34 protein-coding genes are annotated in these 23,103 nt (G+C 59.7%); 10 read left to right on the top strand and 24 right to left on the bottom strand.

All coding sequences use genetic code 11. The annotated features are described in order from the left end of the window. Positions 1-3 precede the first annotated feature (3 nt). The 22 genes from CEJ45_RS08480 to CEJ45_RS08370 form a co-directional block, all read right to left on the bottom strand. Positions 4-2,004, bottom strand: coding sequence for a hypothetical protein (locus CEJ45_RS08480; RefSeq protein ID WP_141106975.1), 2,001 nt, complete (start codon positions 2,002-2,004; stop codon positions 4-6). A 9-nt stretch (positions 2,005-2,013) separates the two neighbouring features. Then, positions 2,014-2,523, bottom strand: coding sequence for a hypothetical protein (locus tag CEJ45_RS08475; protein WP_088754715.1), 510 nt, complete (start codon positions 2,521-2,523; stop codon positions 2,014-2,016). Then, on the bottom strand, positions 2,523-2,966 hold the full coding sequence (locus tag CEJ45_RS08470) for a GNAT family N-acetyltransferase (protein WP_141106974.1): 444 nt from the start codon (positions 2,964-2,966) through the stop codon (positions 2,523-2,525). Before CEJ45_RS08470 ends, CEJ45_RS08475 begins: the two co-directional genes overlap by 1 nt. Before the next feature lie 5 nt (positions 2,967-2,971). Further along, positions 2,972-4,903 carry a phage tail protein gene (locus CEJ45_RS08465; protein WP_088754713.1) on the bottom strand — a complete coding sequence of 644 codons (1,932 nt, stop codon included), beginning with the start codon at positions 4,901-4,903 and terminating at the stop codon, positions 2,972-2,974. A gap of 1 nt (position 4,904) precedes the next feature. Beyond that, complete coding sequence (locus CEJ45_RS25115; protein WP_241517307.1) at positions 4,905-5,081, bottom strand: hypothetical protein; 177 nt, start codon at positions 5,079-5,081, stop codon at positions 4,905-4,907. A gap of 469 nt (positions 5,082-5,550) precedes the next feature. Continuing rightward, a complete protein-coding gene (locus CEJ45_RS08455) occupies positions 5,551-6,006 on the bottom strand; it encodes a hypothetical protein (protein WP_088754711.1) in 456 nt (151 codons plus the stop codon). Positions 6,007-6,071: 65 nt separating this feature from the next. Continuing rightward, on the bottom strand, positions 6,072-6,944 hold the full coding sequence (locus CEJ45_RS08450; protein ID WP_088754710.1) for a phage capsid protein: 873 nt from the start codon (positions 6,942-6,944) through the stop codon (positions 6,072-6,074). A 205-nt stretch (positions 6,945-7,149) separates the two neighbouring features. Then, positions 7,150-8,028 carry a hypothetical protein gene (locus CEJ45_RS08445; protein WP_141106973.1) on the bottom strand — a complete coding sequence of 293 codons (879 nt, stop codon included), beginning with the start codon at positions 8,026-8,028 and terminating at the stop codon, positions 7,150-7,152. Next, positions 8,021-8,239: a Bbp19 family protein gene (locus tag CEJ45_RS08440; protein ID WP_241517306.1), complete on the bottom strand. Its 219-nt coding sequence runs from the start codon at positions 8,237-8,239 to the stop codon at positions 8,021-8,023. The genes CEJ45_RS08445 and CEJ45_RS08440 overlap by 8 nt, the downstream gene beginning before the upstream one ends. 50 nt (positions 8,240-8,289) lie before the next feature. Further along, complete coding sequence (locus tag CEJ45_RS08435) at positions 8,290-9,987, bottom strand: hypothetical protein (RefSeq protein WP_088754707.1); 1,698 nt, start codon at positions 9,985-9,987, stop codon at positions 8,290-8,292. Beyond that, positions 9,984-10,328: a hypothetical protein gene (locus CEJ45_RS08430; protein ID WP_088754706.1), complete on the bottom strand. Its 345-nt coding sequence runs from the start codon at positions 10,326-10,328 to the stop codon at positions 9,984-9,986. Before CEJ45_RS08430 ends, CEJ45_RS08435 begins: the two co-directional genes overlap by 4 nt. Before the next feature lie 8 nt (positions 10,329-10,336). Beyond that, positions 10,337-11,968: a portal protein gene (locus CEJ45_RS08425; protein WP_088754705.1), complete on the bottom strand. Its 1,632-nt coding sequence runs from the start codon at positions 11,966-11,968 to the stop codon at positions 10,337-10,339. A gap of 192 nt (positions 11,969-12,160) precedes the next feature. Beyond that, positions 12,161-12,568, bottom strand: coding sequence for a hypothetical protein (locus CEJ45_RS08415; protein WP_088754703.1), 408 nt, complete (start codon positions 12,566-12,568; stop codon positions 12,161-12,163). Between the two features lie 85 nt (positions 12,569-12,653). Continuing rightward, positions 12,654-12,899: a hypothetical protein gene (locus CEJ45_RS08410; RefSeq protein WP_088754702.1), complete on the bottom strand. Its 246-nt coding sequence runs from the start codon at positions 12,897-12,899 to the stop codon at positions 12,654-12,656. Continuing rightward, entirely contained in the window at positions 12,896-13,555 is a 660-nt protein-coding gene (locus CEJ45_RS08405; RefSeq protein WP_088754701.1) for a 3'-5' exonuclease, read from the bottom strand. The genes CEJ45_RS08410 and CEJ45_RS08405 overlap by 4 nt, the downstream gene beginning before the upstream one ends. A 56-nt stretch (positions 13,556-13,611) precedes the next feature. After that, positions 13,612-14,100 carry a hypothetical protein gene (locus CEJ45_RS08400; RefSeq protein ID WP_141106971.1) on the bottom strand — a complete coding sequence of 163 codons (489 nt, stop codon included), beginning with the start codon at positions 14,098-14,100 and terminating at the stop codon, positions 13,612-13,614. A 138-nt stretch (positions 14,101-14,238) separates the two neighbouring features. Continuing rightward, complete coding sequence (locus tag CEJ45_RS08395; RefSeq protein WP_206601738.1) at positions 14,239-15,174, bottom strand: SigE family RNA polymerase sigma factor; 936 nt, start codon at positions 15,172-15,174, stop codon at positions 14,239-14,241. Continuing rightward, positions 15,171-15,467 (bottom strand): hypothetical protein, encoded by a 297-nt coding sequence (locus CEJ45_RS08390; protein ID WP_088754699.1) that lies wholly within the window; start codon positions 15,465-15,467, stop codon positions 15,171-15,173. The genes CEJ45_RS08395 and CEJ45_RS08390 overlap by 4 nt, the downstream gene beginning before the upstream one ends. A 2-nt stretch (positions 15,468-15,469) precedes the next feature. Beyond that, positions 15,470-16,408, bottom strand: coding sequence for a DnaB-like helicase C-terminal domain-containing protein (locus CEJ45_RS08385; RefSeq protein ID WP_088754698.1), 939 nt, complete (start codon positions 16,406-16,408; stop codon positions 15,470-15,472). Beyond that, a complete protein-coding gene (locus CEJ45_RS08380; RefSeq protein WP_088754697.1) occupies positions 16,408-16,815 on the bottom strand; it encodes a hypothetical protein in 408 nt (135 codons plus the stop codon). The genes CEJ45_RS08385 and CEJ45_RS08380 overlap by 1 nt, the downstream gene beginning before the upstream one ends. Then, complete coding sequence (locus tag CEJ45_RS24510; RefSeq protein ID WP_141106970.1) at positions 16,812-17,693, bottom strand: hypothetical protein; 882 nt, start codon at positions 17,691-17,693, stop codon at positions 16,812-16,814. The genes CEJ45_RS08380 and CEJ45_RS24510 overlap by 4 nt, the downstream gene beginning before the upstream one ends. Before the next feature lie 40 nt (positions 17,694-17,733). Then, positions 17,734-17,955 (bottom strand): hypothetical protein, encoded by a 222-nt coding sequence (locus CEJ45_RS08370; RefSeq protein ID WP_088754695.1) that lies wholly within the window; start codon positions 17,953-17,955, stop codon positions 17,734-17,736. Between the two features lie 145 nt (positions 17,956-18,100). On the opposite strand from CEJ45_RS08370, the gene CEJ45_RS08365 reads away from it, so the two are divergent. Then, complete coding sequence (locus tag CEJ45_RS08365) at positions 18,101-18,784, top strand: DNA replication initiation control protein YabA (protein ID WP_141106969.1); 684 nt, start codon at positions 18,101-18,103, stop codon at positions 18,782-18,784. A gap of 2 nt (positions 18,785-18,786) precedes the next feature. Here the strand turns inward: CEJ45_RS08365 and CEJ45_RS08360 are convergent, their stop codons facing one another. Both CEJ45_RS08360 and CEJ45_RS08355 read right to left on the bottom strand, forming a co-directional pair. Beyond that, positions 18,787-19,059, bottom strand: a complete 273-nt coding sequence (locus tag CEJ45_RS08360; protein ID WP_088754693.1) for a hypothetical protein — start codon at positions 19,057-19,059, stop codon at positions 18,787-18,789. Then, complete coding sequence (locus CEJ45_RS08355) at positions 19,053-19,259, bottom strand: hypothetical protein (protein ID WP_088754692.1); 207 nt, start codon at positions 19,257-19,259, stop codon at positions 19,053-19,055. The genes CEJ45_RS08360 and CEJ45_RS08355 overlap by 7 nt, the downstream gene beginning before the upstream one ends. A 101-nt stretch (positions 19,260-19,360) precedes the next feature. On the opposite strand from CEJ45_RS08355, the gene CEJ45_RS08350 reads away from it, so the two are divergent. The 9 genes from CEJ45_RS08350 (at position 19,361) to CEJ45_RS08310 (ending at position 23,097) form a co-directional block, all read left to right on the top strand. Further along, a complete protein-coding gene (locus tag CEJ45_RS08350) occupies positions 19,361-19,681 on the top strand; it encodes a helix-turn-helix domain-containing protein (protein ID WP_088754691.1) in 321 nt (106 codons plus the stop codon). Beyond that, on the top strand, positions 19,665-20,345 hold the full coding sequence (locus CEJ45_RS24505) for a hypothetical protein (RefSeq protein WP_158214908.1): 681 nt from the start codon (positions 19,665-19,667) through the stop codon (positions 20,343-20,345). The genes CEJ45_RS08350 and CEJ45_RS24505 overlap by 17 nt, the downstream gene beginning before the upstream one ends. A 132-nt stretch (positions 20,346-20,477) precedes the next feature. Beyond that, on the top strand, positions 20,478-20,735 hold the full coding sequence (locus CEJ45_RS08345; protein ID WP_088754690.1) for a helix-turn-helix transcriptional regulator: 258 nt from the start codon (positions 20,478-20,480) through the stop codon (positions 20,733-20,735). 80 nt (positions 20,736-20,815) lie between these two features. Then, on the top strand, positions 20,816-21,025 hold the full coding sequence (locus CEJ45_RS08340; protein ID WP_088754689.1) for a hypothetical protein: 210 nt from the start codon (positions 20,816-20,818) through the stop codon (positions 21,023-21,025). A gap of 71 nt (positions 21,026-21,096) precedes the next feature. After that, a complete protein-coding gene (locus CEJ45_RS08335; RefSeq protein ID WP_088754688.1) occupies positions 21,097-21,351 on the top strand; it encodes a hypothetical protein in 255 nt (84 codons plus the stop codon). After that, positions 21,348-21,686 carry a hypothetical protein gene (locus tag CEJ45_RS08330; RefSeq protein ID WP_088754687.1) on the top strand — a complete coding sequence of 113 codons (339 nt, stop codon included), beginning with the start codon at positions 21,348-21,350 and terminating at the stop codon, positions 21,684-21,686. The genes CEJ45_RS08335 and CEJ45_RS08330 overlap by 4 nt, the downstream gene beginning before the upstream one ends. Then, positions 21,683-21,925, top strand: a complete 243-nt coding sequence (locus tag CEJ45_RS08325) for a hypothetical protein (RefSeq protein ID WP_088754686.1) — start codon at positions 21,683-21,685, stop codon at positions 21,923-21,925. Before CEJ45_RS08330 ends, CEJ45_RS08325 begins: the two co-directional genes overlap by 4 nt. Before the next feature lie 205 nt (positions 21,926-22,130). Then, positions 22,131-22,430 (top strand): hypothetical protein, encoded by a 300-nt coding sequence (locus CEJ45_RS08315; RefSeq protein WP_088754684.1) that lies wholly within the window; start codon positions 22,131-22,133, stop codon positions 22,428-22,430. A gap of 178 nt (positions 22,431-22,608) precedes the next feature. Next, positions 22,609-23,097 carry a hypothetical protein gene (locus CEJ45_RS08310; protein WP_088754683.1) on the top strand — a complete coding sequence of 163 codons (489 nt, stop codon included), beginning with the start codon at positions 22,609-22,611 and terminating at the stop codon, positions 23,095-23,097. Positions 23,098-23,103 lie beyond the last annotated feature (6 nt).

Here is a 23,103-nt window from a genome sequence, read left to right as displayed (position 1 = left end):
CAATCATGGGGCGATCCTGAGAGTGATGCGCTGGCCTTGGCTATTCGTGACCAGCGTACCGCCGGCCTTCACGTTGTAGCGGCCAGGGCCTGCGTTGATGAGTTGGGCGCTGGGGAGCTGCTTGACGAAGTCGGCAGCAGGGATCGAGGCTCCTCCGACGTAGACCCGCTGGTCGGTGGACTGGGAAGCGATATCGGCGGTCGTGATCGAATTGAGGCGCTTCTCGAAGTCCTTCTCTTCCATGCCGCGCGGCAGCGGGATCTTCACACCATTGCGATCCACGATGCTGCCCACGGTCAGGCGCAGCGCCCGCGCCGGATCCGAGCTGCCACCATCGGCCACCAGGCCAGCGTTGATCAGGTATGCCGAGTTGATGACCTGCTGCCGCACTTCCTGATTGGGGAAGGCATCACCGACGATGTTGGCGATCGCGCCGCGCCATCCGGTTTCCTTGGCAGCGTCGATCATGATGGCCTTATCCTTGATAGCACGGTCACCGCGCAACAGGAGTTCGCTGCTGTACCGGCCTTGCGTGGTGCGGTCGCCGGCCAGCATCATGGCCAAGCCCAGCGTCTGGTCCTTGTCGTGCATCTGCTTAGCCAGGGCGGCTACGCGGTCGGAGTCACCGATGATCGTTCCCAAGCTGGCCAGTGCGCCAGACTGCTGGTCCGGTGGCAGCGCCTTGACGAGGCGTGCAATCTGGTCAGCCTCCTGCGGCTGCAGAGGCGATACCTTGCGGCCGGCGGCAATCTCCACCTGGCCGATCAACTTCATGCGCTGGGCCAGCACCTGCTGCGCGGTCTGCACGTCGTTGAGCTGGATTGTCGGCGCATCCTTGATGACGCCGCGTTCCTGGGCGGCCTGCCAGGGGTTCTCGGCATATGCCTTCGTGCCGCCGTCGTAGATGCGCTGGAACTGCTCTTGCACCTTCTGCTCTTCAGGGCTGACGCCGACCGATGGATCGGATCCAGCGGCGCGCATGCGCTCCAGCGTGGCAGCCTGTTGCTGCAGCGGCAGCGACGCAAAGCCGGCCACCTTGGCCTGAGACTTCACCAGCTCCTGCACGGGCCCGGCCATACGGGTGCCGGTGGTGCTGGTCACCAGATCATTGACGGCATCGGTCGAGAGGAAGCGGCCCTGGCTCACCAGGTCGAAATACTTGTTGTAGGTATCGACGGCCTTGTTCTCCAGGGCATCCTGCTCACGCTGGGCTCGATCGCGGTCCCGCTGCGCCTGCGCCTCGATGCCATTCTCGTAGGCATAGGCTTTGGTGATAAGGGCGGTGCGCTTGGCCGGATCGATAGCCTCCCCTTCCGGACCCTGCAGGCGTTCGCGCACGGCCCGCACCTGGCCAATGTCACCGGTCTGCGCCGCGCCCTCGATGGCAGCATTGCCGACGTTGAAGCTCGTACCTTCCTTGAAACTCTGCTTGTACTTGGCGATCTGCTCAGGTTGCCAGCCAGCCTGCGGCCCCATGGTGTCGAGGATCTGCTCGTACTTGGTGATCGCGCCCGGCAGGTCGCGCATTGCATCACGCTGCAGCGCTTCCCCGGTATTCAGAATGTCGGCACCGATGTTCTGCTGGGTGCGCTTGATCGCCGCGCCCTGCACCGTTCGGCCAAGCGCCCCGGTGGTAGCAACGAATTGCGGTTCGATGACATCGATCTGGTATTGCGAAAGTCCATCCAGCCGCGTCTTCTTGGCTTCGGCCGCCCTCTTCTGCCATTCGGACATGGCGTCTTCAGGCTTGATCGTGCCCGCCTGCAAATCGCGGTCAAGACTGTCGCGCGCATCATGCAGATCGTTGTTCAGCCCGGCCATGGAGGACACGGCCGCCATGCGCTGCTGCTGCTCGTCCACGCGCTGGTACTGCTGCGCCAGGTCCATGCCGGTCTGCGCCAAGACCTGCAGCGCTTGATTCACGCCGCCATCCGTGTTCACCGTGGGCGTGCGCGTGGCCTGGGGCAGCACAGTACCGAAATTGCCAGTTGGAATTTTTGCCATAGCGATACCTTAGAAGGAGCCGTCAGCGCTGGAAAATACGCCAGAGGCCGTTGGATTCTTTCCCTTCCATCCACTCGCCCTGCCGAATGCCGATAACGCGGTGCTCGCGCCGCGCAGGTAGCCAGCCGTCTGCGCATTGTTGCCGGCGATGGTGAACGCGTCGGCCTGGGAATTGAGCTTGGCCGCCGAGTTCCTGCCGTTGAGGATGGTGGTGAGCGCATCCTGCTCGCCCTGCTGCTGGATGTCGGACTGCACGAGTTCGGCGCTGCCCACGTCTACATTCACCCCCGAGTCAGCAAGGGCCGCCCTCGCCGCCGCTCGCTGCTTCAAGGTGGCTTTGCGGATCTGCGCTGCTTCGACCTCGGCCTGGCCGGCAGCCGCATTAGCGTCGGCCTGCGCCTGGGCAGCCTGATAATCGGCCTGATCCTTGGCCTGCTTGCCCTGCTGGATGGCGCTGTAGGTTCCTACTGCCGCCGAAGCCAGGGCCGCATACGCGACGAGTTCTACTCCTGTTCCCATCACAACTCCTTTTTGAACATGGGGCCGACATTGGTAAAACCGGCCAATTCGTAAAATTTCGACAGGCCATCGACATTCAGCCCGGTCGAGATACCCAGCTGCAGCGCGATCGCACCGCGCGCCTTGCACCAGATTTCCAGTGCGCGAATCAGCTTCAGTGCCGTGATGCCATGGCGCTGGCTGGGCTCAATGAAGAAGGAATAGTCGAAGCCGAGCTTTTCATGCGAGAAGAAATATTCGGTGATGCCGCCGGCCAGGCCGCCGATCACAACACCATCGCGCTCTGCAACGAAGACCACGCCAGCACCTTCCATGAGGGCGTGCATGGTGGCCGCCACCTTCTCTTGGTCGAATGGAATGTTGCGGAAGGACGAGGCGGCGTGCAGCATTGCGCCCAGTTCAAGGATTCGCGGGATATCTGCGGGAGTGCCTGCACGGATCATGGTTATCAGTCGTTGATGGTGATCTTGCGGATAACGTCCAGCAGATGGAACGGTGCCGGATATGGCTGCTCGATGATCTGCTGCGTGGTGTACACCTGGTCGGAGAGAGCCAGCACCCGGTAGTCCCCGGTAACCTTCGGCGATGGCATGTCCAGCACCTGAGTGTCGAACTGGCGGAACTGAACCGGCTTTCCGTTGACGACGGCGGCCTGGGTGTCCAAGACTCGGATGACCACTTCGCGCACCGAGACAGGGTTGCCTTGCGAGGTGGTCCCGTTGGCACCCAGCTCAGGTTGCATCAGCTCAATGCGGGCGGTGTAGGCCAGGCCGATCTGCACGGACTTGGCGGCGCGCGGCAGCGTGATCTGGCCGCCCTGCACAGTGAATTCGCCGCGATAGGACTGATCTGCATAGACCTGGACCTTCAGCCCTTCCAGATGCCCGAGGCCTGTCCAGGTGATCTTCCCTGCCGTGTCGCTGGCGACCACTGCGCAATCCAGCATCACGTCTCGGTCAAACACCTCGATGTAGCGCTTGAGAACGCCGCCGACCGTGCGCGCGACGATGACATAGGTATCCTCTGCCGTGGCCGTGGGGATGGTGGTGATGGATTCGAAGCCACCCTGAGTGATCCAGCGCCCCCAGCCGACTACCTCCTGGTCAACGTCATAGGCGCACACCGCCATCACCCCATCATTGCGGATCGCGTACAGGGTCGAATCCTTCTTCTCGAAGGACATTTCACGGATGCCGCTTCTGGTGATGTGCTCAGCGAAGATCGTGCGGTCAGGTGCCGGGAAGCCGTCGATGTCGTACCGGTATCCCATGGCATGCACCTTCAGGCCTTCGGCGCTCACGAACAGCAGCTCGTTGCCGACCTTCAGCGGCCGAACCGTGCCACTGCAGCCCGCGCTGGATTCGTCGTTCTTGTCAATATTGGTCGGCGCGATGGACTTGTCCGTACCGCCGGACAGGCTCATTTCGTCCGACTCGGTGAGCACCAGCATCTTGCGCGATGGCGCAAGGTGGTTGATCGGGCTGTTATTGGCGCCGTCCAGCTCAAAGGCAAAGGCGTCGTCGTCATTGGTACCGATCTGGAAGCTCAAGTATGCACGGATCGCGCTACCCCATACCGTCTGCGGAAAGGCGAAGGTATTGGCGTAGTACAGGCGTTGCTTATTGATCGTGACGGCACGCGGATAGCCCCGCGAAGGGTTCCACGCAACCTCCATCAGAATCCAGGAATCTGCCGGAGCCTTCACGACAGAGCTTATCGGCGCGAGGGTGCGCGCCTCGACGCGGGCGGAATCAAGAATGTTCGTGATGACAGCCAGACCGCTATTGATCGATACATACTTGCCATAGTCCGCGATAGTCCATATGGCGGGATCGATGGTCAACACGACAGCCTGATTAATCTCTGCTGCCACGCTGGGAGTGAGGGTGGCATTCGGTGTATTGCCCAGATCAGCAAATGGCTCGGTCACGAACGGCGCATTTGCCATCACCCAAGACGCATCCCCCAGCCGCTGCAGGCGCTGCGGATAAACCGACTGATGCGCAAAGAAGGCGGTGTCCGACTTCTGCACATAGCTGACGGCCGGCATTTGGGCGATGGTGTACGGGGTGGCAATCTCATAGGTGCCGATGCGTGCACGGTTCTTGTAGAACCACATGTAGCCGCCGCCCATCAAGAGGACATACGCTTGATCGCGGCTGTAGACGAAGCTGATAAGCCGGCCTGGTTGAGAGTTCTTGATTTCCCCGATGAAGCGCGTGCCCGGCCGGCGGATCGCGCCACCTTGGATCGTCACAATGCAGTTTTCGAGCGTCTTGCAGCCGTTAGCATACTTCGCCACGTCCATGCGGCCCAGCGCCACTCGGGGCGACAGCTCACCGGACGTGAAATTGGTCTGGATGATCGATGCGCGGGCCATATCAGTAGCGCCCCATAATCAGCGGCGAATCATCGCCCAGCATCGGTGATGGGTTCTCCTGAGAGTCCACGTTGCGCGCTACGCGTGCCAGGTCCGCATACTCGCCCTTCAGCTCATCGCGCAGGCTGGTCGACTGAGTGATCGGATACGCAAGCTTCCACAGCAGGCGGGCTGTCATCAGCTCCACCAGTTTCGAATCCCAGACGCTCTCTGGCGCGCGGTAGACATATTCGATCTTCAGCGCAGTGCCTGAAGCCAGAATGTTCTTGCCCTCGATCTTGAAGTTTTGCGCATTGTCGCTGTCGATGGGACGATCACCGATTGCTACCAGGCGCAGAAAATCAGCCGGCAGGGGGAACTGCGCAGTGAAACCGAAGGCCGGGACGGTGGAAGACGGGGAAAGGATGGCGCGAGCGCGGGCGCAGTTCCAAGGGAACTCGCGGAGGATGGCATCACGCTCTTGCGGGTAGAGGTTGCTGCAGAGGCGCGAAGCATCGGTTGCCTCGGTAAAGGACGCGATGGGTGCCTTTCCAAGTTGCAGCAGCGCGGCGCTGCAGATCGAGATATTGGTTGCGATGATGGACTCCTTACGGAAAAAAGGGGCGACCGAAGCCGCCCCGAAGGATCAACAGCAGGAGCGCAGCGAATTAGGGCGCCACGTACTGGACTTCAACGCGAATAGCAGCGTTAGCCAGCGGGGTTGCACCACCGAAGGTGCCGTACAGTTCAACGTCCTGCGGCATGACGTAATACTGGCCGTTGACGATCTTGGTGCCGGTACTGATCTGGCCGGCGCTGGCAGCTGCCAGAGAGGCTGCATTGATCAGTGCGGTGGCGTCGATGGCCACGCCGGTGACCGCATCGCGGATACCGATGCTCAGGGTCGAGGACGCGTTGCCGGCGGCATTCGACAGGTACGGGGCGAGCAAGCGCGCGCCTTTCGGGATGATGATGCCGGTGCCGAAGGTATCGCCATTGGCAGCGCTGTAGGCAGCGGCGGTATCGATGATCGCCACGCGCTCGCGGTTGTTGGCGGTCGCGGTCATCTTGCTGCCGGCGACCTGCGCGACTTTAGTACGGGTGACAGTGCTCAGTTCAGCCATGATTTACTCCAAGAAATTTTTCCTGTGATTGACGACAGCGCCACGCGGGCGCTGCCTGTTACGGATTACTGGTACGAGATCTGAACAACCTTGGCCTCGTCCTGGCGGCCTGCACCGTAGGAACCCTCGATGCTGGTCTGCCACAGGTTCTTCTTGTCCGGACGCTTGTCCACGTCGCCCTGCTCGTAGCCATAGCCGAAGTGCACGGCCGACTTGGAGTAGGCGGCGCTGGTACGCACGCCAGCGACGTTGCGCACGCGCTCGAACGGGATCCAGGTGAAACCCATCCACTTGCCGCCCACGCCACCTTCCTGCAGCATCTTGCCGGTCATGAAGTCGGCGCTGGTCAGCGTGGTATCCGACAGGATCTGAGTCAGCGCCAGCGAGTCGTACAGGAAGAACAGTTCGTCGCCATCACCGTCCACGCCGTCGGTTTCGTTGGCACGGAAGATGGAGCGGGCCTGGATGATCTTGGCCTTGGTCAGGCCGGTACCGCCAGCAGCGATGATCTGCGAGGCAGGCAGCTGGTACGTGGTCTGGCCGTCGAAGCTCACGATGTTGTTCAGCACCGCGTTGAAGATCACATCGTCGATCTGGCGATTGCGCGCGGCGATCAGGGTCTGCATGTACTGGCCACCGGTGACCGGGTTCACCAGCATCTTGGGCAGGTCGGCGCGGTCCATCGGCAGCGCCTTGAAGTAGTCGCGCAGCGGCACGTTGCGGGCGGTGTGATCGATTTCACCGAAGATGGTGTCACCGTGGCGGACGGTGTTTTCGTCCATGTTCACAGCGCCCAGGTTGTTGATGGTGAAGCTGGCACCCACGATCTGGCCACGGTCGGTGACGGTCTTGCGCAGACGGGAAACCTTCTGCTGAGCCAGCAGGCGCAGTTCATTGTCGAATCGGGTGACAAACTGCCGGGTTACGGTATCGGTCATTTTCTAGCTCCGAAAATTGAGAAAAGGTGGTGTTTGCCTTTGCCTGTTTCGGGTTGTCCGTTTCCGGGCCTTACTCGGCTCAGTAGCCAGGTTGTCCAATGCTGGGCCTGATGCGTTGCATGGTATGGAGTTGCCTTGTCGGAATCCCGACAAAATGCAAACGGGCCGCACGATGGCGGCCCGCTGTGTGGAGTAGATCGGAGTGTTACTTGATGCCGTTCGGGTTCTTCGCATACCAGGCGTTCACCTGGTCAGTGACCTTCTTGTGCTCGGGGTGCGCAGAGTTGGTGTAAGCCTCGCTGGTAATGGCGGCCTCGATGCTGAAGCCAGCCGGCAGCGCGTTGTTTGCGGCCGCCGGGGTCTTGTCCTCGGAAACTTCGTCAGCGAAGGATGCGAGGATGCGCAGCGCCATGGGATTGTTGCCCACCGCTGCCTCCACCTCGGAGAACGGGACGCCCATCTTCTCGGCCACGCGATTGGCCACGGTGAATGCACCCGCGAAATTCGCCTTGGCACTCTCGCCCCACAGTTCATTGAGCTGGGCGACGACTTCTTGGCTCTGTGCCTGGGCCTGGCCCTGCACCAGATTCGGCAGCAGGTTGAGGTATTCCGCCATCACGCCGGCATATTGCTCCTGCGAGAGGCCGAGATCGTGGGCCTTCTTGGCGAAGTCAGCGGTCTCCAGCTTCACATCCTTGAGCGCCTCTGGCATGTCGGGCAGCTTGTACTCGGCCGGATCCTTCGGGCGGATGCCACCCGCACCCATGCGCTTTTCCAGCTCGGCGCGCGATTCCTCGGTCTTGCGCAGCATCGCTTCGACGTCGAAGGTACCGTCGTCCTTCTTCACATGGAATTTTTCGGGCACGCTCTCCAGCTTCCATTCCGGCGCGCCGCCAGCGGACAGGGCGGATTGGCCGCCAGCACCTTCCTGTCCGCCAGCAGCGGCACCGCCCTCGCCTCCTGCTGCTCCAGCCGCGGCAGCGGCTGCTGCGCCACCATCACCAGCGCCACCACCAGCCGCACCGCCGCCGTCGCCGGTGGCCGCATCCATCAGCACGAATTTCATCCAGTTGCGATTACGCATCTTCTTCTCCTACGTTGTTGGCCAGGTTGATCTGCCGCACGATGAACTGCACGACGTTGTTTTCCCCACAGTGGGTATAGGTCTTGAGCACCGCATCGATGCCACCGGCTGTCACCGCCGGCTTGGAAAAGCGGCGCACCAGGTCTTCCAGCACCTGGACGCCGCGCGGGTTGTCCTCGAACAGCGCCTTGTAGTCGTCGGCTGTGGTCATTTGGGCTTCAGATAGGGCCATTTACTCCTCCAAATTTGGCTCAAGCATCGTCACATCGCTGCGAACGCTGGCAACTGGGCTGCGAGCCAAGGCGCCATGTATCCGGAAACGGTGTATTGATAGTGCGTGCCTTCCAGCGTGCCCCCTCGATAGCTATTGCTGACCCAATCGGCGGAATATGGCCACTTGCCGGAGCCTGCGCCAGCGTTGACGATGGATAAACCAGCGGCCGTCGCGCCGTCGTAGAGTTGCTGCCATGCATCGGCTGCAACATCAGGATCGCCGTTTGCAGGAACGAACCCGCCAGCAAGCAATTTCGTGCGGTACTGTACTTGCGCACCATTGGCGTCAATGCTGGTCGCGGTAGGCGTCTGGCCTGTGTCAGTAGCGAAAGTGCCTGTTGCTTGCGGCATCAGCGTCATTGCAAACACTTTGGTTTGCGCTCCGCGCTTCGCCGCGTTCCGGTAGATGTTGTTCCATGCCTGCATCGTTGCATTGAAGCCCACACCAGCAGCACCAGCCCACGGCAAAGCACGGTCATTGTGCCCATTGATATGAATTATGTGCGTGCAGTTGCGGACCATGAATTTCCGCAGCCAATTGCCGCCATAAAGCACTTCGTTGGAAGGCTTCGATCCGGAAACCGCTAACCGGACAAAAGGAATTCCAGCCTGGTTGCAGGCTCTGCCGATGATGCCTTGCGCACCATCAGCATCCCCCCAGCTGTTATCGGGATTTTGGTCATGGTTGTCGTTACAGATCGAGTCGCCAGGGCCGGCAAAGCAAGGAGCATTCGCGCTGTTCGTGCCAGAAACCTCCAGCAGAGTTGTGTAGCTTGTGCCCGAGGCCTGCGTCACGCCGGTAACTCCGCCGCCAGCAGTCCAGTTCTTCAGGAACACGCACTTACGGCCAGTAGCAGACGAAGTGGTGGCATCACCAAGCGTTGCATTCGAGATGGCGTTGCATGCCGGATAGCGCGAGTTCAGCTGAATTGTCTGGCCAGCCGTCGAAGTGAAGGACTTGGAAAGCGTCAGGTTTGTACCGTCGAAAGTGGCAACGGTCCCAGTGGCATCGTTCAGGCCAGCGGTCACAGCAGTGATGCCGGTGCCGGTGGCCAGATAGCCCCAGTTCGTCGCAGGCGTCGTGCCGGTGAACGGAATGGGCGTGCCAGCAGGATAGGTTGCCGCGTTCGGAATGGTCAGCGTCAATTGAGGCGCGCCGCCGATTTCGAACTGAATTGCATACCGCCCGGCCGCCAACGTGAGCGGCGCCGTATCGAACAGCGGGAGAAACCCGGGCGGCACCAGCAGCGTCTGTTTGTCACCGGACAACGTTGCGCCGGCCGCGATGAATTCAGCGCTGGTCGCAGCACGGCCAAGGATCGCGTTGTAGAGGTAGCCGGGCACGCCGTTATAGGCGTTCTGCCAGGTCAGCGGCGTGAGCGTTGCGGCCGACTGGTCAAGCGCCGATCCGCTGACGCCCTGCACCAGCGCCGCAGTCACATAAACCGGGCTGATGTTGGCGATTTCCTGAACGGCATTGGCAAGCCCGGACCACACAGATACATTGGCGAATCCGCCGTTGATGTTCTGGCCTTGGACGATGGCCTTCTCCATCATCCGATAGGTGATGTATGGATTCGTCCCGAAGTTGTTGGCAGCGTATGGGATCTTGGTGCGGATTGCCATCGATGTGATGACTCCGCCGCTGCGATGCCGCGCAGAGCGCAGATATTCGCGGAGCTTCATACCAGCGCCCATTCATTGGGGCCGACGCGCTGCACGGCGATGGTGCCGTACTGGACAGCAGCGGCTACGCCAGAAGGCGAGCGCAGGGTCACTCCCGAGCCAGCCACGAACGAAACGGCGCCAGCGCCTGCCTGATACGCTGCAACCATTTCGCTGCCTTGCCACGGCCCGGTGGAGTCATCGGGAATGGTGATCTGCACTGGGCTTGCCGAATTCACATCGATGCGGCCGTTCACATCTGCGGCAGTCGCAACGGTGTTACCGGTGACCGCGCGACGCGGCCCATTGGTATCGATCGAGACGATCCAACCGCTGCCGGTGAGAGTGGCATTGAGAGGCATATCAGTTCCTATTGCGAAAGAGTGTTTTCAACGACCTTCTGCCCGGCCGCCTGCATCAGCTCTTGCTGCTGAGCCTGGGCTTGGGCCTGCTGGCGTGCTTGGTTGTCGGCCTGGCGCTTCTCGACCAGCTGATCCGGGCCGCGCAGCAGCTTGGCCGGCACGCCGAGCGCAAGGCCCTTCTCGTAGTTCGCGGCATCCATGTCCAGGATGTCGAGCGTGCTGGTGTTACCGGTGGCAGCCGCCTGCTGGATCAGGCCATCGATGAACATGTCGAGCGCGGTGACCTCTTCCATCTTCTGGGCGCGGGCCAGCGGGCTGATGTACTTGACGATGAAGTCACGGCCCAGCAGGGATTCGGGTATCGGGCCGAGTTCGGCGGTCAGCGCGCCGGCCCGGTAGGCGATGGCGAAACAGCGTTCGATCATGACCTGCAGGTACTCGCCTTGGAAGCGGGCGAACATCGGCCCGAGCTGCTGGCGGATCTGGTTGGCGCGCAGCTGGATCTCGGTGGCCGAGCGCACAGGACCATCCAGCGGGGTGAGCTGGTCGGCCAGCAGGGACCGGCTGATGCTCTTGCGCAGCTGCTCGGCCTTGGAGAAGGTGACCTGAAAGTCTGCGCCAGTGGTCAACGGCTGCAGGTTGTCCATATCGGCCATCATCACAACACGGCGCGGGCCAATCTTCAGGGTGCGGGCGTTCAACACGCCATCGTCCTTTGCCTTCCACATGCCAGATGCTGCGATATCCAGGCTCTGCAGCTCCATGCGCAGGATGTCGTTCAGGGTCTTGACCGTGGGCAGGACGTTGGAGCCGATGCCGGTGGCGTAAGGCGTGGAGGGAATCAAGCGCCAGCGTGGCACCGCGCAGGGGAATTCGTGGAAGCCGCTTTCACGCACCAGGTGCTTGCCGTCCTCGATGTGCACCGACTTGAACGGCAGATTCCGGTTCAGGATGCCTTTCTTGCCATCGCGGTTCGGGTAGATGGCCCAGGTCATGTTCACGGTCTCGGACAGCTTGTTGTCCATGAACTTGCGCTGCGTGGCCTCGGACATGGCATCAAGGCCATACTCGGCCACGGCCTGTTCCACGGTCGGGCACCACTGGCGATGGATCGTGTCCACGCGGCCCTTGGAGGTGGAGGCAGCGACGTAGCACTGCCACAGCGGCCAGGGCTCAAAGTTGAAGCCGCCGATGGGCCTGCCCTGCTCGTCCTTGGCCTGGTCGATGAACATGACAAACCAGCCGGCCGGGATCAGGTCGCTCAGGTTCTCGTAAGCGGTGGAGTCGAAGCCGGACGAATGGATGTTCTCGAAGAGGAACTGCGTTGCACCGTCCATCCAGCGGGTCTCGTCCTCGGCCTTCTGGCCGGCATCCAGGTCAAACCAGCGGGAGTTCGGCGGGTGCATGCCGGACGCGATTGCCGATTTCAGCGTTTCGGCATCGTCCATGGCGGTGTTGTCGTAGAGGCGCGCGCGCTGGGCGGCGGCGTTGTTGCTGGCCCCATCGGGGGCGCCGTACCAGCCGATAGCGCGCTCGGGAGCCAGGTAGTCGAACACCTCGCGCCAGTTGGAATCGTGAGTCTGCCGCTGGCCCACCATGAGGCTATGCCGGCGCATCACCTTTTCGACGAGTTCATTCATTGCCCGAGCGTGGCCTTACCGAGAGAGAGCGCAGTGCCTGCGCCGGTGGAGAGAGCGGACGCCTGTTGCTGGCGACGGCGGGCGGCATTCGAAGAATTCGTCTTCTGCGCCGCCTCTGCCGCTGCAGCAGCTGCTTCCGCCTTGGGATCGGTCTGTACGACCGCTGGGGTGCTACCGCCGCCGCCGCACATGTCAGGCAGCCTTTGCGCCAGCGGTGACCTGCCAGACCTTCGATTCGGGGACGAACCAGCCATCCTTCGTCAGCACCGGCACGGTGGAAGCGCGCACGGTCTTGTCATCGATGCTGGGCAGCGGGACCGGTGCGGGGCTGTGAGCTTGGGCGGTGCGCAAGCCAGCGGCCAGCAGCGCCTTCACCTGCTCGACCAAGGCAGCATTCTGCTCGGCCATGGACTCGGTGACGGCCTTCATCTCGTCCAGCTGGGCCTGCAGCGAGGCGTCAGCGCCGGTACCGGATTCGCTGCCGGTGCCGGCGGCGCTGGCCGTGGTGCCGGTGACCTGAGCGTCAGCCTGGGTATCGGTGGTGCCGGTGATGGTGGGATCCTGGCCGGGGGTGGCCACGGTGCGAGGGGAAGTCGCCATTGCTGCTCTCCTGGTTGTGTTGCCGGCGCTGGCCGGAATGGGTCAGCGGCAACTGTACCGAGAAGGCCTGTCGGAATCCCGACAATCAGAATCGGGCTATGCGGGGGATCTGGTCGCGGTTCTGGCCCGTGACCTGGCACCAGAGGGCGATGACGCGCTCACCGTCAGGATGGCGCGGGGTGGCGTCGAGGTCGCGCCAGCCGATGAGGGTTGTGCGGGGGATATCCACGGCAGCGGCCAGCGTCTGCAGCGTATAGCCGCGACGCTGGATGTCCAGCAGGAGCTGGAACCAATCAATCGGCGCTAGGACAGGAACCTTGACCTTTATCACAGGCGATATTCCTCCAAAATTCCATCTGCACGGGAAAGAAAAGTACTGCGCGTGGTATCGAGGATGCCGAAGTAAATCGCCTTGCAGGCGGCGACATCGACCGCTGCATCGTGCGCATTCTTGAGGGGCTCGCCGGTGAAGAACTGGTAGGCCTCGCCCAGGTCAGGAGCCTTCGCCCCCTTCAAGCCGCGTGCAAGCATCCTCTCCGTCGCTGGAAGGTTCACGATCGGCTTCGATTTCTGGCAAGTGCAGAACGCCGGGCCCGCTTTCCATTGATCCGCGAAGGCCTCGCTGAAAGTGCTGTCGCGCTTGATCGCAATCCGGATGAGGCGTGCGTCAAATCCCTCGTTATGACCAACGCGGTGCTCGGTGGCCATGCCCCACAGCGACAAGAAAATGGGCAGCACGACCCGGAGGTCCAGCCCGAACATGGCCGCGCGTTCTGTGCTGATGCCGGTCAAAGCTTCAACGTCCGCCGGAATGCTCCAGTCGGCTGGCTTGATCAGGTGATTGAAGCTGGCGATGGTCCGGCGCGTGTCGACGTCCACCAACTCGGCCGCCAGCTGGACGATATCCGGCTGTGTCGGATCTTCAGACGACTTGCCGTATTCGATCAGGCCAGTGCTTTCCGCATCGTAGAAGAACGCTGTTCTCACAATCGATTTCCTTTTGATTCAAACCGCCCGGCTGCGGCCGGGCATGGTGGTAACGCTCAGGCCGTGCGCCTGCCGACGACTCCCGGCCGCAGTATCTCGGCCTTGGTGTTCTTGTAGACCGTGGCCACTGCCTTGGCGTAGATCTCTGGATCACCGCTGTATGGGACTTGATTGGCGGCGCTCGAAGCCACGAAGTGCGCATCTTGCTCGCGGCAGATGTCAGCAGTCAGCACCGAGGCCACGGAGGCCGTCTGCTTTTCCAGCGCCTCGGTCTTGGCCGCCTGGCCCTTCTGGTAAGGCATCCACTCGGCGTAGAACTGCGGCAGCTCCTGGCCTTCCGGCTCATCGCCCTGGATCAGCGGCACGCTGGTGGCGCTGAATGGCTTGCCGTCCGCATCAAAGCCGCCGATGTTGATCAGGCGATCATTCCAGACACGCGAGATCAGCGCGGGCAACGGATCACCGTCAGGCGTCTGGACTCCTGCGAAGCCGATACCAGGACGGAACAGAACTACGCGGCCAACGGTTGGGGTGATGATGGGCATTGCGATTTCTCCTATGGTTGGTGCTGCAAACGCGCGCACGCGCGAGGAAATAGGGCCTTGCGCATGTCTTTTCGCGCTTCCAAAGCCAAATTGTTTCAAATTAGAAATTGTTTCGATGGTTCCGCCTGGCACCATGATTCACCTCAATAGATTCAGGAAAATGGCGTCAGCCTCGGTCCTGTCGCGGTGGTCGGAGCCATCTTCGTCACTGAGCATGAAGCGCATCACGGATAGGGCCTCTTCCTTGTCTCTTGGGCGGATCGTAGTCATCAGATGGAAGATGAAGTCGCGGCGCACCCATTCCTCATAGAGCGAGTCGCCGCAGTCCGAATCAATCGCGTGACGCAGCCGGTACAGGTCACTCCAGTAACGCAATTCATGCAGGCAGTCCGACAGAGTGTGAGGGAGGAAATCTGAAGCCTGCTGGAACCCGGTTTTCACATCGGGCGTCAATTGCGGGAAGCCCGAGTCTCCGCAAAAAACGATGTCCTTGAGGGTAGCGATGATGAATCCCTCAGCCGGCGTATCGGTGAAACATGCTTCTTCACTTCCGAATCTCGCTATCGCCTCCTGGGCCGACGCCTTGCGATTGACGGCGCGCTCAGCTTGGCCACGAAGGTCCCCGAAACCAAACGTCGACAGTGCGGCAAATAGGCTCCCCGGGTTCTTCGCCATCACGAAATCGCGGTAGCGCTTTTCCAGAGTGGCCATCGGGGTCTTGATCTTCTTCAGTGCTTCCATGGCCTTGGCAATCAAATCCGCCTGGCCTGTTGCAACCACCTGTTGCAGCCACAAAACCGCATCGATCTCCTTATCACCGGTCACCTCCTCTTGCGGCGGTATGGTCGGTACCGCGAGTTGGCGCGACTCGCTCTCAACGATGGGGGGCAAAGTGAACAGCGCACGGTGCTTCTGGTTATCCCGGAAAATGCCAGAGCGTGAGCAGATCGTCTTCACGGTACCCACGGGGATGCCGGTCTCACGCGCCACCTGATGCAGAGAATGAGAGCGGCGCAGATCAAGAACGCGTTGACGCGCTTCCGGTGAAACAGGTTGTTTCGCCTGCTCGATCATGCGTGCGCCCTCCTCGGCTCCACCGCCATGGCGTCAAGGACGGCGAGGTCAAATCCAGGCGCGAACGGATCTCCAAGATGCTGTTCCATGCACCAGGCCTGCAGGCGAATGAATCCATTGGCGGCACATTGCTCATAGCCGGCCCGATGAGCAGCAGCCAGGACGGTGAAGAAATGGACCATCTCTGGGCAGTCGGTGAAAGCTGCGCGCACCTCGGCCTTGTCCTCTGCGCTCCACTCGTAGCGCTTGGCCAGGTACTGTAGGTCGGCGGATAGGCTGGCGGGATAGAGCATGGTCAGAACTCCACCTCTGCACCGGTGATGCCGGGCTCGATGCGATAGACCCTGGGGCGGTCATGGCGCGATTCCAGGTATTGCATGGAGCCAGGGTGGAACCATAGGCGATAGGAACCCTCGGTTTCACCGTGCCGTTGTTTCTCCAGTTTCAACAGGCAATCAGGGTCATCAGCGTGCTCGTGATTTCCTTCCCGGAATTCTTCCTCCTTGGCCTTGTTGCGCCAGACGATCCAGACATTGTCGACCAGGTCCGCAATGGCACCCGAGCCCTTGATGTCGAACTTGCCGGGCACCGCGTGTTCGGATTGGCCTTTTTTCACGTGTAGCACCAGGTGGACATGCACGCCGGTATCCTTGGCCACAGTGCAGAGGCTGTTGACGAAGCTTTTTTGAGCGTTGTAATCGTCTTCCCTCTCGACCACCTTCGCCAGGTTGTCGACCACGAAGTGCTGCACACCGAACTTCTCGACCGAGTAGCGGATCACCGCGAGGATCGTGCGCGGATCAGTGGTGCCCACATGGTCGTAGATCCACAGCCGGTTGTCGGTCCAGCGGTGGAAGGTCTTCAGGAAAGGGATGGTCACGTCAAGGCGGCCGCCGGCCTGCCGCGCCATGCGCGCCATCACCTTCGTGGGAGCCATTTCCAGCGAAGCAACGCAGACGCGCTGGTCCTGGTCCATCAGGTCCAGGCTGACCTGGCCCACCACCTGACTCTTTCCGTGGCCATTGATGCCAGCCCACAGGCTCACCTCGGCCGGCCGGAATTCGAAATCGCCATGGGTTTTGTGCCAGCCCATCTGGACCTTCGGCGCATCGACTGGTTTGAAAAAGTGATCGATGACGGCATCCAGCATCGAGCTGGCCGGTACCACGCGGTGCTCCGCCGGCGGCTCGTCCATGAAGGCCGAAAAATCAATGCTGTCGGGGATCAGGTGCATCAGGGGCTCCATGCAAAATTTTCGTTATCGAAGTCCGACCATGGCTCAAACTCCATGGCCCAGCGCCAGCTAGCGCGAGGCTTTTCGATGTCGGCAGGGTTCGGCAGCACGACGACGCGCGCGCCCTTGAACTGGTCCACGTTCCAGGCATGGAGCTGGGCCGGCGAGTCCTTGCCGATGGCCAGGAGCAGGTCCAGCGCTGCCTGGCGAGTCTGTGCGTTGACCATGAGGCAGAGCTGCAGGTCGATCACCCAGCGCCAGTCGTAGGCACCGTTCGGGTTCACGAACACGGTGTGGTTGGTCTCGGCCACGGGCCCGATAAGCGAAACCAGAATCAGCTCGTCCGGCTTCATGCCGCGCTTCCGGGCGTCGATGACGGGCTGGGCACCCTTGGGGATCGGAGTCATTTCGCCCCCTTGAACCGCGGGTCATCGTGACCACGCTCCGCCCCGCCGTCAGGCCCACTGCCCTTGGCATTCGTGTCGGCCACATCGTCCAACCAGCGCCGCTGGTTCAGGAACGTGAGGGGAGCAGGATCGTAGCCGTCCTGCCATTTTTTCGTCAGTTTTTGGGCATTCAAGGCGCTCACGATCGCTGCCGCATCCGCCTCCAGGCCCCTAGCCTTCCATCGCTTGAGACATTCCGCCTTTGCTGCCTTGCGCTCACCTCGCGGCCAAGCCGCCCAGAACTCGGCGAAGCCGGGAGGCATTTCGTCCGGGCCACCGGACAAGGGTTTTAGGTTCTTTGTTTTTAATGAAGATGAAGATGAAGATGAAGGCAAATCACTTTTGGGGGGCATTGGTGCTGCACCCGACAATTCACCCAAGGGGGGCATTGGTGAAGTGTTTTCCTCATCACCAATGGGGGGCATTGGTGAGTAGTTAGGTGAATCCTTGTACAACTCCGGATTGGCTTTTTTCTGGCGGACATACTCATCACGAACCATGCGCGACGAGAACCAAATCGGCCCTTGGGTGATGGGAATCAGTGTTACTGTGGGACCAGCTTGCCGGCCAGAGCGCGGGGTATATTCGAGCGCATCGCACTCGCCCTTGTCCGTGCCTTTCAGCACCTTCTTCTCAACGAGCTCTTTCAGCAGTGCCACCGGGCAGCCAATTGCCTGGGCAATTTCCTTCAGCGGCCACCGAAGTATTCCGTACTCGTCCGAGTCATGCAGTAAGCACATGACGTCGGCCCATGCACCGCGCGCGGCCCAAGAGCAGCGACGCAGCTTGGCGTTATTCCGCCAGTCGGCAGGATAGAACTGGAAGGACGGGCGCGTCATACACTCCCCCCAAAATAGGAGGGAGTTGCTTCAGGCGCATTTAACCTTGGGTCGCTTCTTGTATGGCCTCGTACTCCACCACGATGGCATTCAGAACATCCTTCACACGATCCGGAGGGATGACGATGTAGTGATCGTCTTCGCCCATCGAGTCTTGCTGTCGTATAACAATATCCCCCTTCTCGTTCTGATAAACGGCGATCGCATCGACGCGCTGTACGACCACCGCGTCCTTGTCGTTCCAGTCGAATTTGTCCGACATACTTTGCCTCTCCTTCCACCAAGAAATAGGAGCGGGAATACCAAGCGCGGCGGAATAGCACTTGGCCCTGGTCAATACCGGGTTCCCCACTGAACTTGGTCTTCATTATATTTGGCATTCCTAGCTTCCAGTCCTAGCAGAATTCTTGAACATCACGAACATCTCATCGATTCGCATTACAGGGTCGAGGCGTGATGCAGTGGGCTCGTATCACCACATCGCGGCTGCGCAGCCGCTGCCTCGTTTGAAGGGCGGAGCCCCACGCCATGGCAGAATTGAGCTCCCACGCGTCAATTTCTTTCATAGGGGGACTCCAATGGACTTAAATGCGCTGTTCGGCGCCGTAGGCGCTGCGAAATCGGCCGTAGATCTGCTCAAGACGTCGGTTGCTGCACGCGACCAGGCCAAAGCAGATGAAGCAATCGCGGATGCGAAAAAGAACCTCGCCATCGCCTATGACAGCCTCCTTTCGGTTTCTCAGCAATCTTTGGAGCTCTATAAGCAGGTGGCTTCTGCGGAACAACGCATCAACGAGTTGCGCCAAGAGAACCAGCGCCTTGCAGCGGAGATCGAGGACCGCAAGAGATACGTACTGACGGACATCGGCGGGGGCATAAAGGCTTACGCGTTCCAGCCCGTTGATGGCGAATCCGACGCCGCGCATTACCTCTGTCAGCCTTGCATGGCGAAAGGCCATAAATCGGTGCTCCAGCCGCACGGACCTCGCCGCAACTTCAAGTGCTTTGCTTGCGATTCGGTCTACATCTCCGAACCGCTTAGCGCCCCTTCCTCCCCGCTGCCGAGAACAACCAATTTTTGGGAGTCTTGATCTCACGGCGCCTCCCCGGCCCCGCCGGCCAGCTCAATCTCGGAAAGGTAGTCAGTGACCGGCCGCAATGTTTCAGGCCGCATCCGCAACAGGCGGTCGCGTTCAATCGCGGCCGCCCTCTTCTCCTGTTCTTCGTTCAAGCGCGCGGCCTCTTCCTGGGCGCGCTCCTTCGTCATGCCCGTCGATACGACAGTCATCACTGAGCAACCAGGTGTGGGGTAGCCGACGGCGTAGGTGTCGTCTGGCAGTGGGCCAATAAGGGTATGGGTCAGCATGCTTCGTCACCGGCTGCGATAACCGAGCCAGCTTCGTCAAACAAGTCAGGCCGCGCCAACTTTATGTACATGAGGCGCGATCTGGGGATGCCGTTTTTGCGCCAGCCTGACACCGATGCAGGATCAATATCGAACATCAGCGCAGTCTTAGAGGTTCCGCCGAGGGCATCGATGATCTGGGAGTGGAGTGTTTTTTCCATCCCCCTATTTTAGGTTCGCCTAATTTTTGGCGCAACAATTATTTTAGGCATACCTAACACTCCAAATGTTAGGATTGCCTAACTTTTATTAGGAGCGCCTTATGAACTGGAATGATCGCCTCAAAGAAGCACGCGCCAAACGCGGGATTACCAAGTCGGATTTAGCCAAGACAGTGGGGGTCAGCGCCCCAACCATGACCGACTGGGAAAGCGGCGAAATTAAGCGTATTGATGGTGAAAACTTACTGAGATTATCTGATGCTCTTGGCGTTTCACCGCACTGGCTGATATGGGGAAAACAGTCAGCCACATCGGCCGATCCCCAATCTAATGAAATAGCACTAGCTATCTCACGATTAACGGACACAGCTCAACGAGATGCAATTGTCACTCAATTGAAGGCATTTGGAGTTCTCCAATAAAGCCTACTACTACTGCCAAGGGGAAATAATCATGCTTGTTCAAAAACGAGGCTCCCGGCTCCCAAGGTTAGGGCGAAGAAAAAGGAACCATTCTTCCGATGGTCAATACGCTGAACAAATTGAGTTGTTACAGGGAATAATTTTTGCCGGGATGGAGAGGCTCGGTATAAACACTAATGACTCAGATCTGATTGCCCAGCTTATGGCAGAAAATAGCTTATCAGATTACCAACCCCAGCAAGGCGATGGATTAAGACGACATTGCGAATGGCTCGTTGCTCAGGCGATGATCAACCTTACAGAGATTGTCACGGGTGAATTGGACGATTCGTCGACTGTTGCCAAGCTTTGCAGATCGTTTTTATACGTTGGAATGGCCGCGAGCGTGCGTGACCTGGACCAAAACCCAATGTGTCCAACTTGCATCGTCAAGCAATATTCTTCGCAAAATGGAGCATCAGGAGCAAATGTTAGGCATGCAGGAATGCGAGATTTAAAAGCATGGGCCATCAGAAAATACAAAGCAAAAGAATGGAGGTCGGCGAACCACGCAGCCCAGCAACTAATGCCAGAAATCATCGAGCACGGCAAAGCTATCGGAGCTGTATTGATGGAATCAAACGCCCAAAGAACTATTGCAGAGTGGTTTCGGAAGTCGGTCTAGCCGCTACGCCGACACGTCTAGTCGCCAAGATGATACGTCTAGCGGCTAGACGATACAGACTCTCACTCTCCTATTTGCGAATCTTGCACCACCCCGCCAAATTGTGGCGACAACGTGCAAGGATTGGTGAACATGGAAAACGCAGCATCCCCAAGCAAGACCCTTCCAGCTGACGGTATGAGTCGCTGGAAGCAGATCGAACCCTTCTCCCCTTTCTCACGCGAAAAATTCCGGCAACTGGTCATTGCCGGCAAAGCGCCCCAGCCGGTGAAGTTCTCCGAACGATGCACGGCGTATCCTAACCGCGAGCTGCACAAGTTCTTTGCTGACCCGTTGAATTATCGCGCAACGGGCGGCGGTCAATCGGTCCATACAGACGATCAAAAATAAGGCTCACCTAAATATTTATTGACGCAAAAATTAGGCGTGCCTAAAATAGAAACACCGTAAAAGTGGATCAGGAGTTGATCATGGAAGAAAAACTAGAAATCGTGTCTGTGACCGTCGCGAAAGACGAAGTGGAAGAAAATTTGTCCAGCGCAGCGGCAATTATCGATTGCGTCAGAGCGCTGACAGAAAGCGGAGCGAATTTTTCCTGCAAAGACAGCAGCATCTCGGTGGCATTGCATCAAGCTCTTCGGAATATTGAGAAATCCCGGTCGCAGATATCCACTCTCTGAAAAATTATGGCCACCAAGTGCTGCAAACACTTGATGGCCTGATGAAACCTACCCTGTCAGGAGTTAATTTCATGAGCAGAAATAGTAGCACAGACGCGTCCCGCGTCAAGGGCGTGGAGTCCGCCTCCACGCGCCCCGTCCCCAAAGATGCCGGCTATCTGGCCCACCAGGCAGAGCAGCTCCTCGCGCAGCTGGAAATCCTGCATGTCTTCGCAACGCAGAATCCCGAAGCATGCAAGCCTGCAGTCGCCGGTGCCATTGGTGCCGCATTCGACACTGCCGCCAATCTGAGCCGCGAGCTCGATTTACTGGAGGCCGCAGAATGAAGCCTTCCGCCATCCTCCTGTCACATCCGGCGTTCGATCGCCCCAAGGTCATCAACCCGGTTTTCCCTGGGCGAAAGAAGGGATGCGCTACCCTCGCGACAGCGCGTCGCATGCGCGCTCACGCGCAAATAGACGCCTTGCTTGGACGCGCCGCCCCTGCTCAGGTGGCCGAGCAGCCTCGCCCCTCAGCCTGCGTCGTGCTGGAGAAAATCAACAATCTCTATCTGTCTGCGGATCCAAATCGCGCAGCCCACATGCTGCGGTTCCTGTGCGTGATCGTTGAAATGGAAATCGAACATCGGCTGAAGCCCGCATCGCTGGGAGTCCAGAAATGAACAACGTGGACGAGAACCTCAAACAGGCCGTTCGGACCTGCATTGATGCCAGCGATTGCGCAGTCGGGATGCTCAATTCTCTGGACAGTCTCTTCGCCGGTATCCAAGCGCTGGCGGACAACCACCGAAACATCCAGCAACTGGCCATGCTGGGGCAGGAAGTGATCGACGGCTACATGGAGACCATGCGCTCCTACAAGGAAAATCTGCCAGCGCTTACTGATGGAGGGGCAAAGTGAAAAATGAAAATCGCTCAGCTATAAAGCTGGCGGCCAGCCAACAGCCGACTGCTACCCTCACCGCTACCGAGGCGGCGCTTATCAGGGACTTTCGCTTGTTACCTGCGTCCGATCAACACTCGATCATTGGTTTTTTCGGCTTGAGGGTGGCACGCGCTTTGAAGGAATCAGCGCGCGAATCTGGCAATCATCTGAGGCTCGTAAAATGAAAAAGACACCTCAAAAATTCGGCGCTGCCAAGCGCCTGCGCGTGGATACATACCAGGTGCAGAAGGCGATGTATGTCTTCGTCGACGGTGAGCTAAAGAAGACCATGACGCTGGGTCTCTCGCCGCTCTTCGGCAGCCGCTTCGCCGCAGTGAAGGCACTACGAAAACTTCGTCGTAAGCATCCCACAGCAACACTGGTGCATGTGCGTTCTGAGTTCACCGAACAGGAGAAGTGGGCGCGGTTTTGCCTGCTGTCGATGGTGGTCCGCGCTGGCCAGAAATGGGGGCGACCATGAGTAACCCCCACGAGAATAATGGCTGCGTTCACGATTGGGTCTGTGTTTGCATGGATTTCAACGATGCCCTCTATCGATGCCAACGTTGCCCCGCCTATGGTGATGGTCACGGTCACACTTGGCTTGTCGATCCAGTGACCACAAAACACTCGCCCATGCCGGCCGAAGGGAGTGCAGCATGAGCGACACCAATCAACTTCGCCAGGCCGTTGCGCTGATGCTTGACGTCATGCCGAACTCGCCCATTTTCAGCGCCGCCCAGGTCAATGATTTGATCGTTGATTTGGAGGGTGCTGCCGCCAAACCTCTCGACTTGGAACCGCCCCTCACCGGGCTCGTGGCCGGCGTGGTAGTGACCCAGGAGCAGGTCAACTCAATCCGCCACCTGGTTGACTCTGCCGCCAATGATGGCCGCCATAGGGAAAGCAGCCTGGCGACGGGAGTTCTTCACTGCGCCAAGTGCGGCTTGCACGCGACTCTCATCGGGAAGGCTTACCAGCAGTCCAAGGAAGAGGGTTGCCCGAACGGCTGCGGCCCGCTCTGGCCGCTCACCTGGGAGCAGCACGTCCAGAAGCTGGAGGCGCGCGTCGCGGAACTGGAATCTTCACTTAACGCAAACCCCATTGCGCTAAGCAGGCCTGACACAAATCGCCCACCGCGCGGATGAAGCGCA

The organism is Herbaspirillum aquaticum, assembly GCF_002213425.1.
GTDB lineage: Bacteria > Pseudomonadota > Gammaproteobacteria > Burkholderiales > Burkholderiaceae_D > Herbaspirillum > Herbaspirillum aquaticum.
This window is presented reverse-complemented; position numbering and strand designations above follow the sequence as displayed.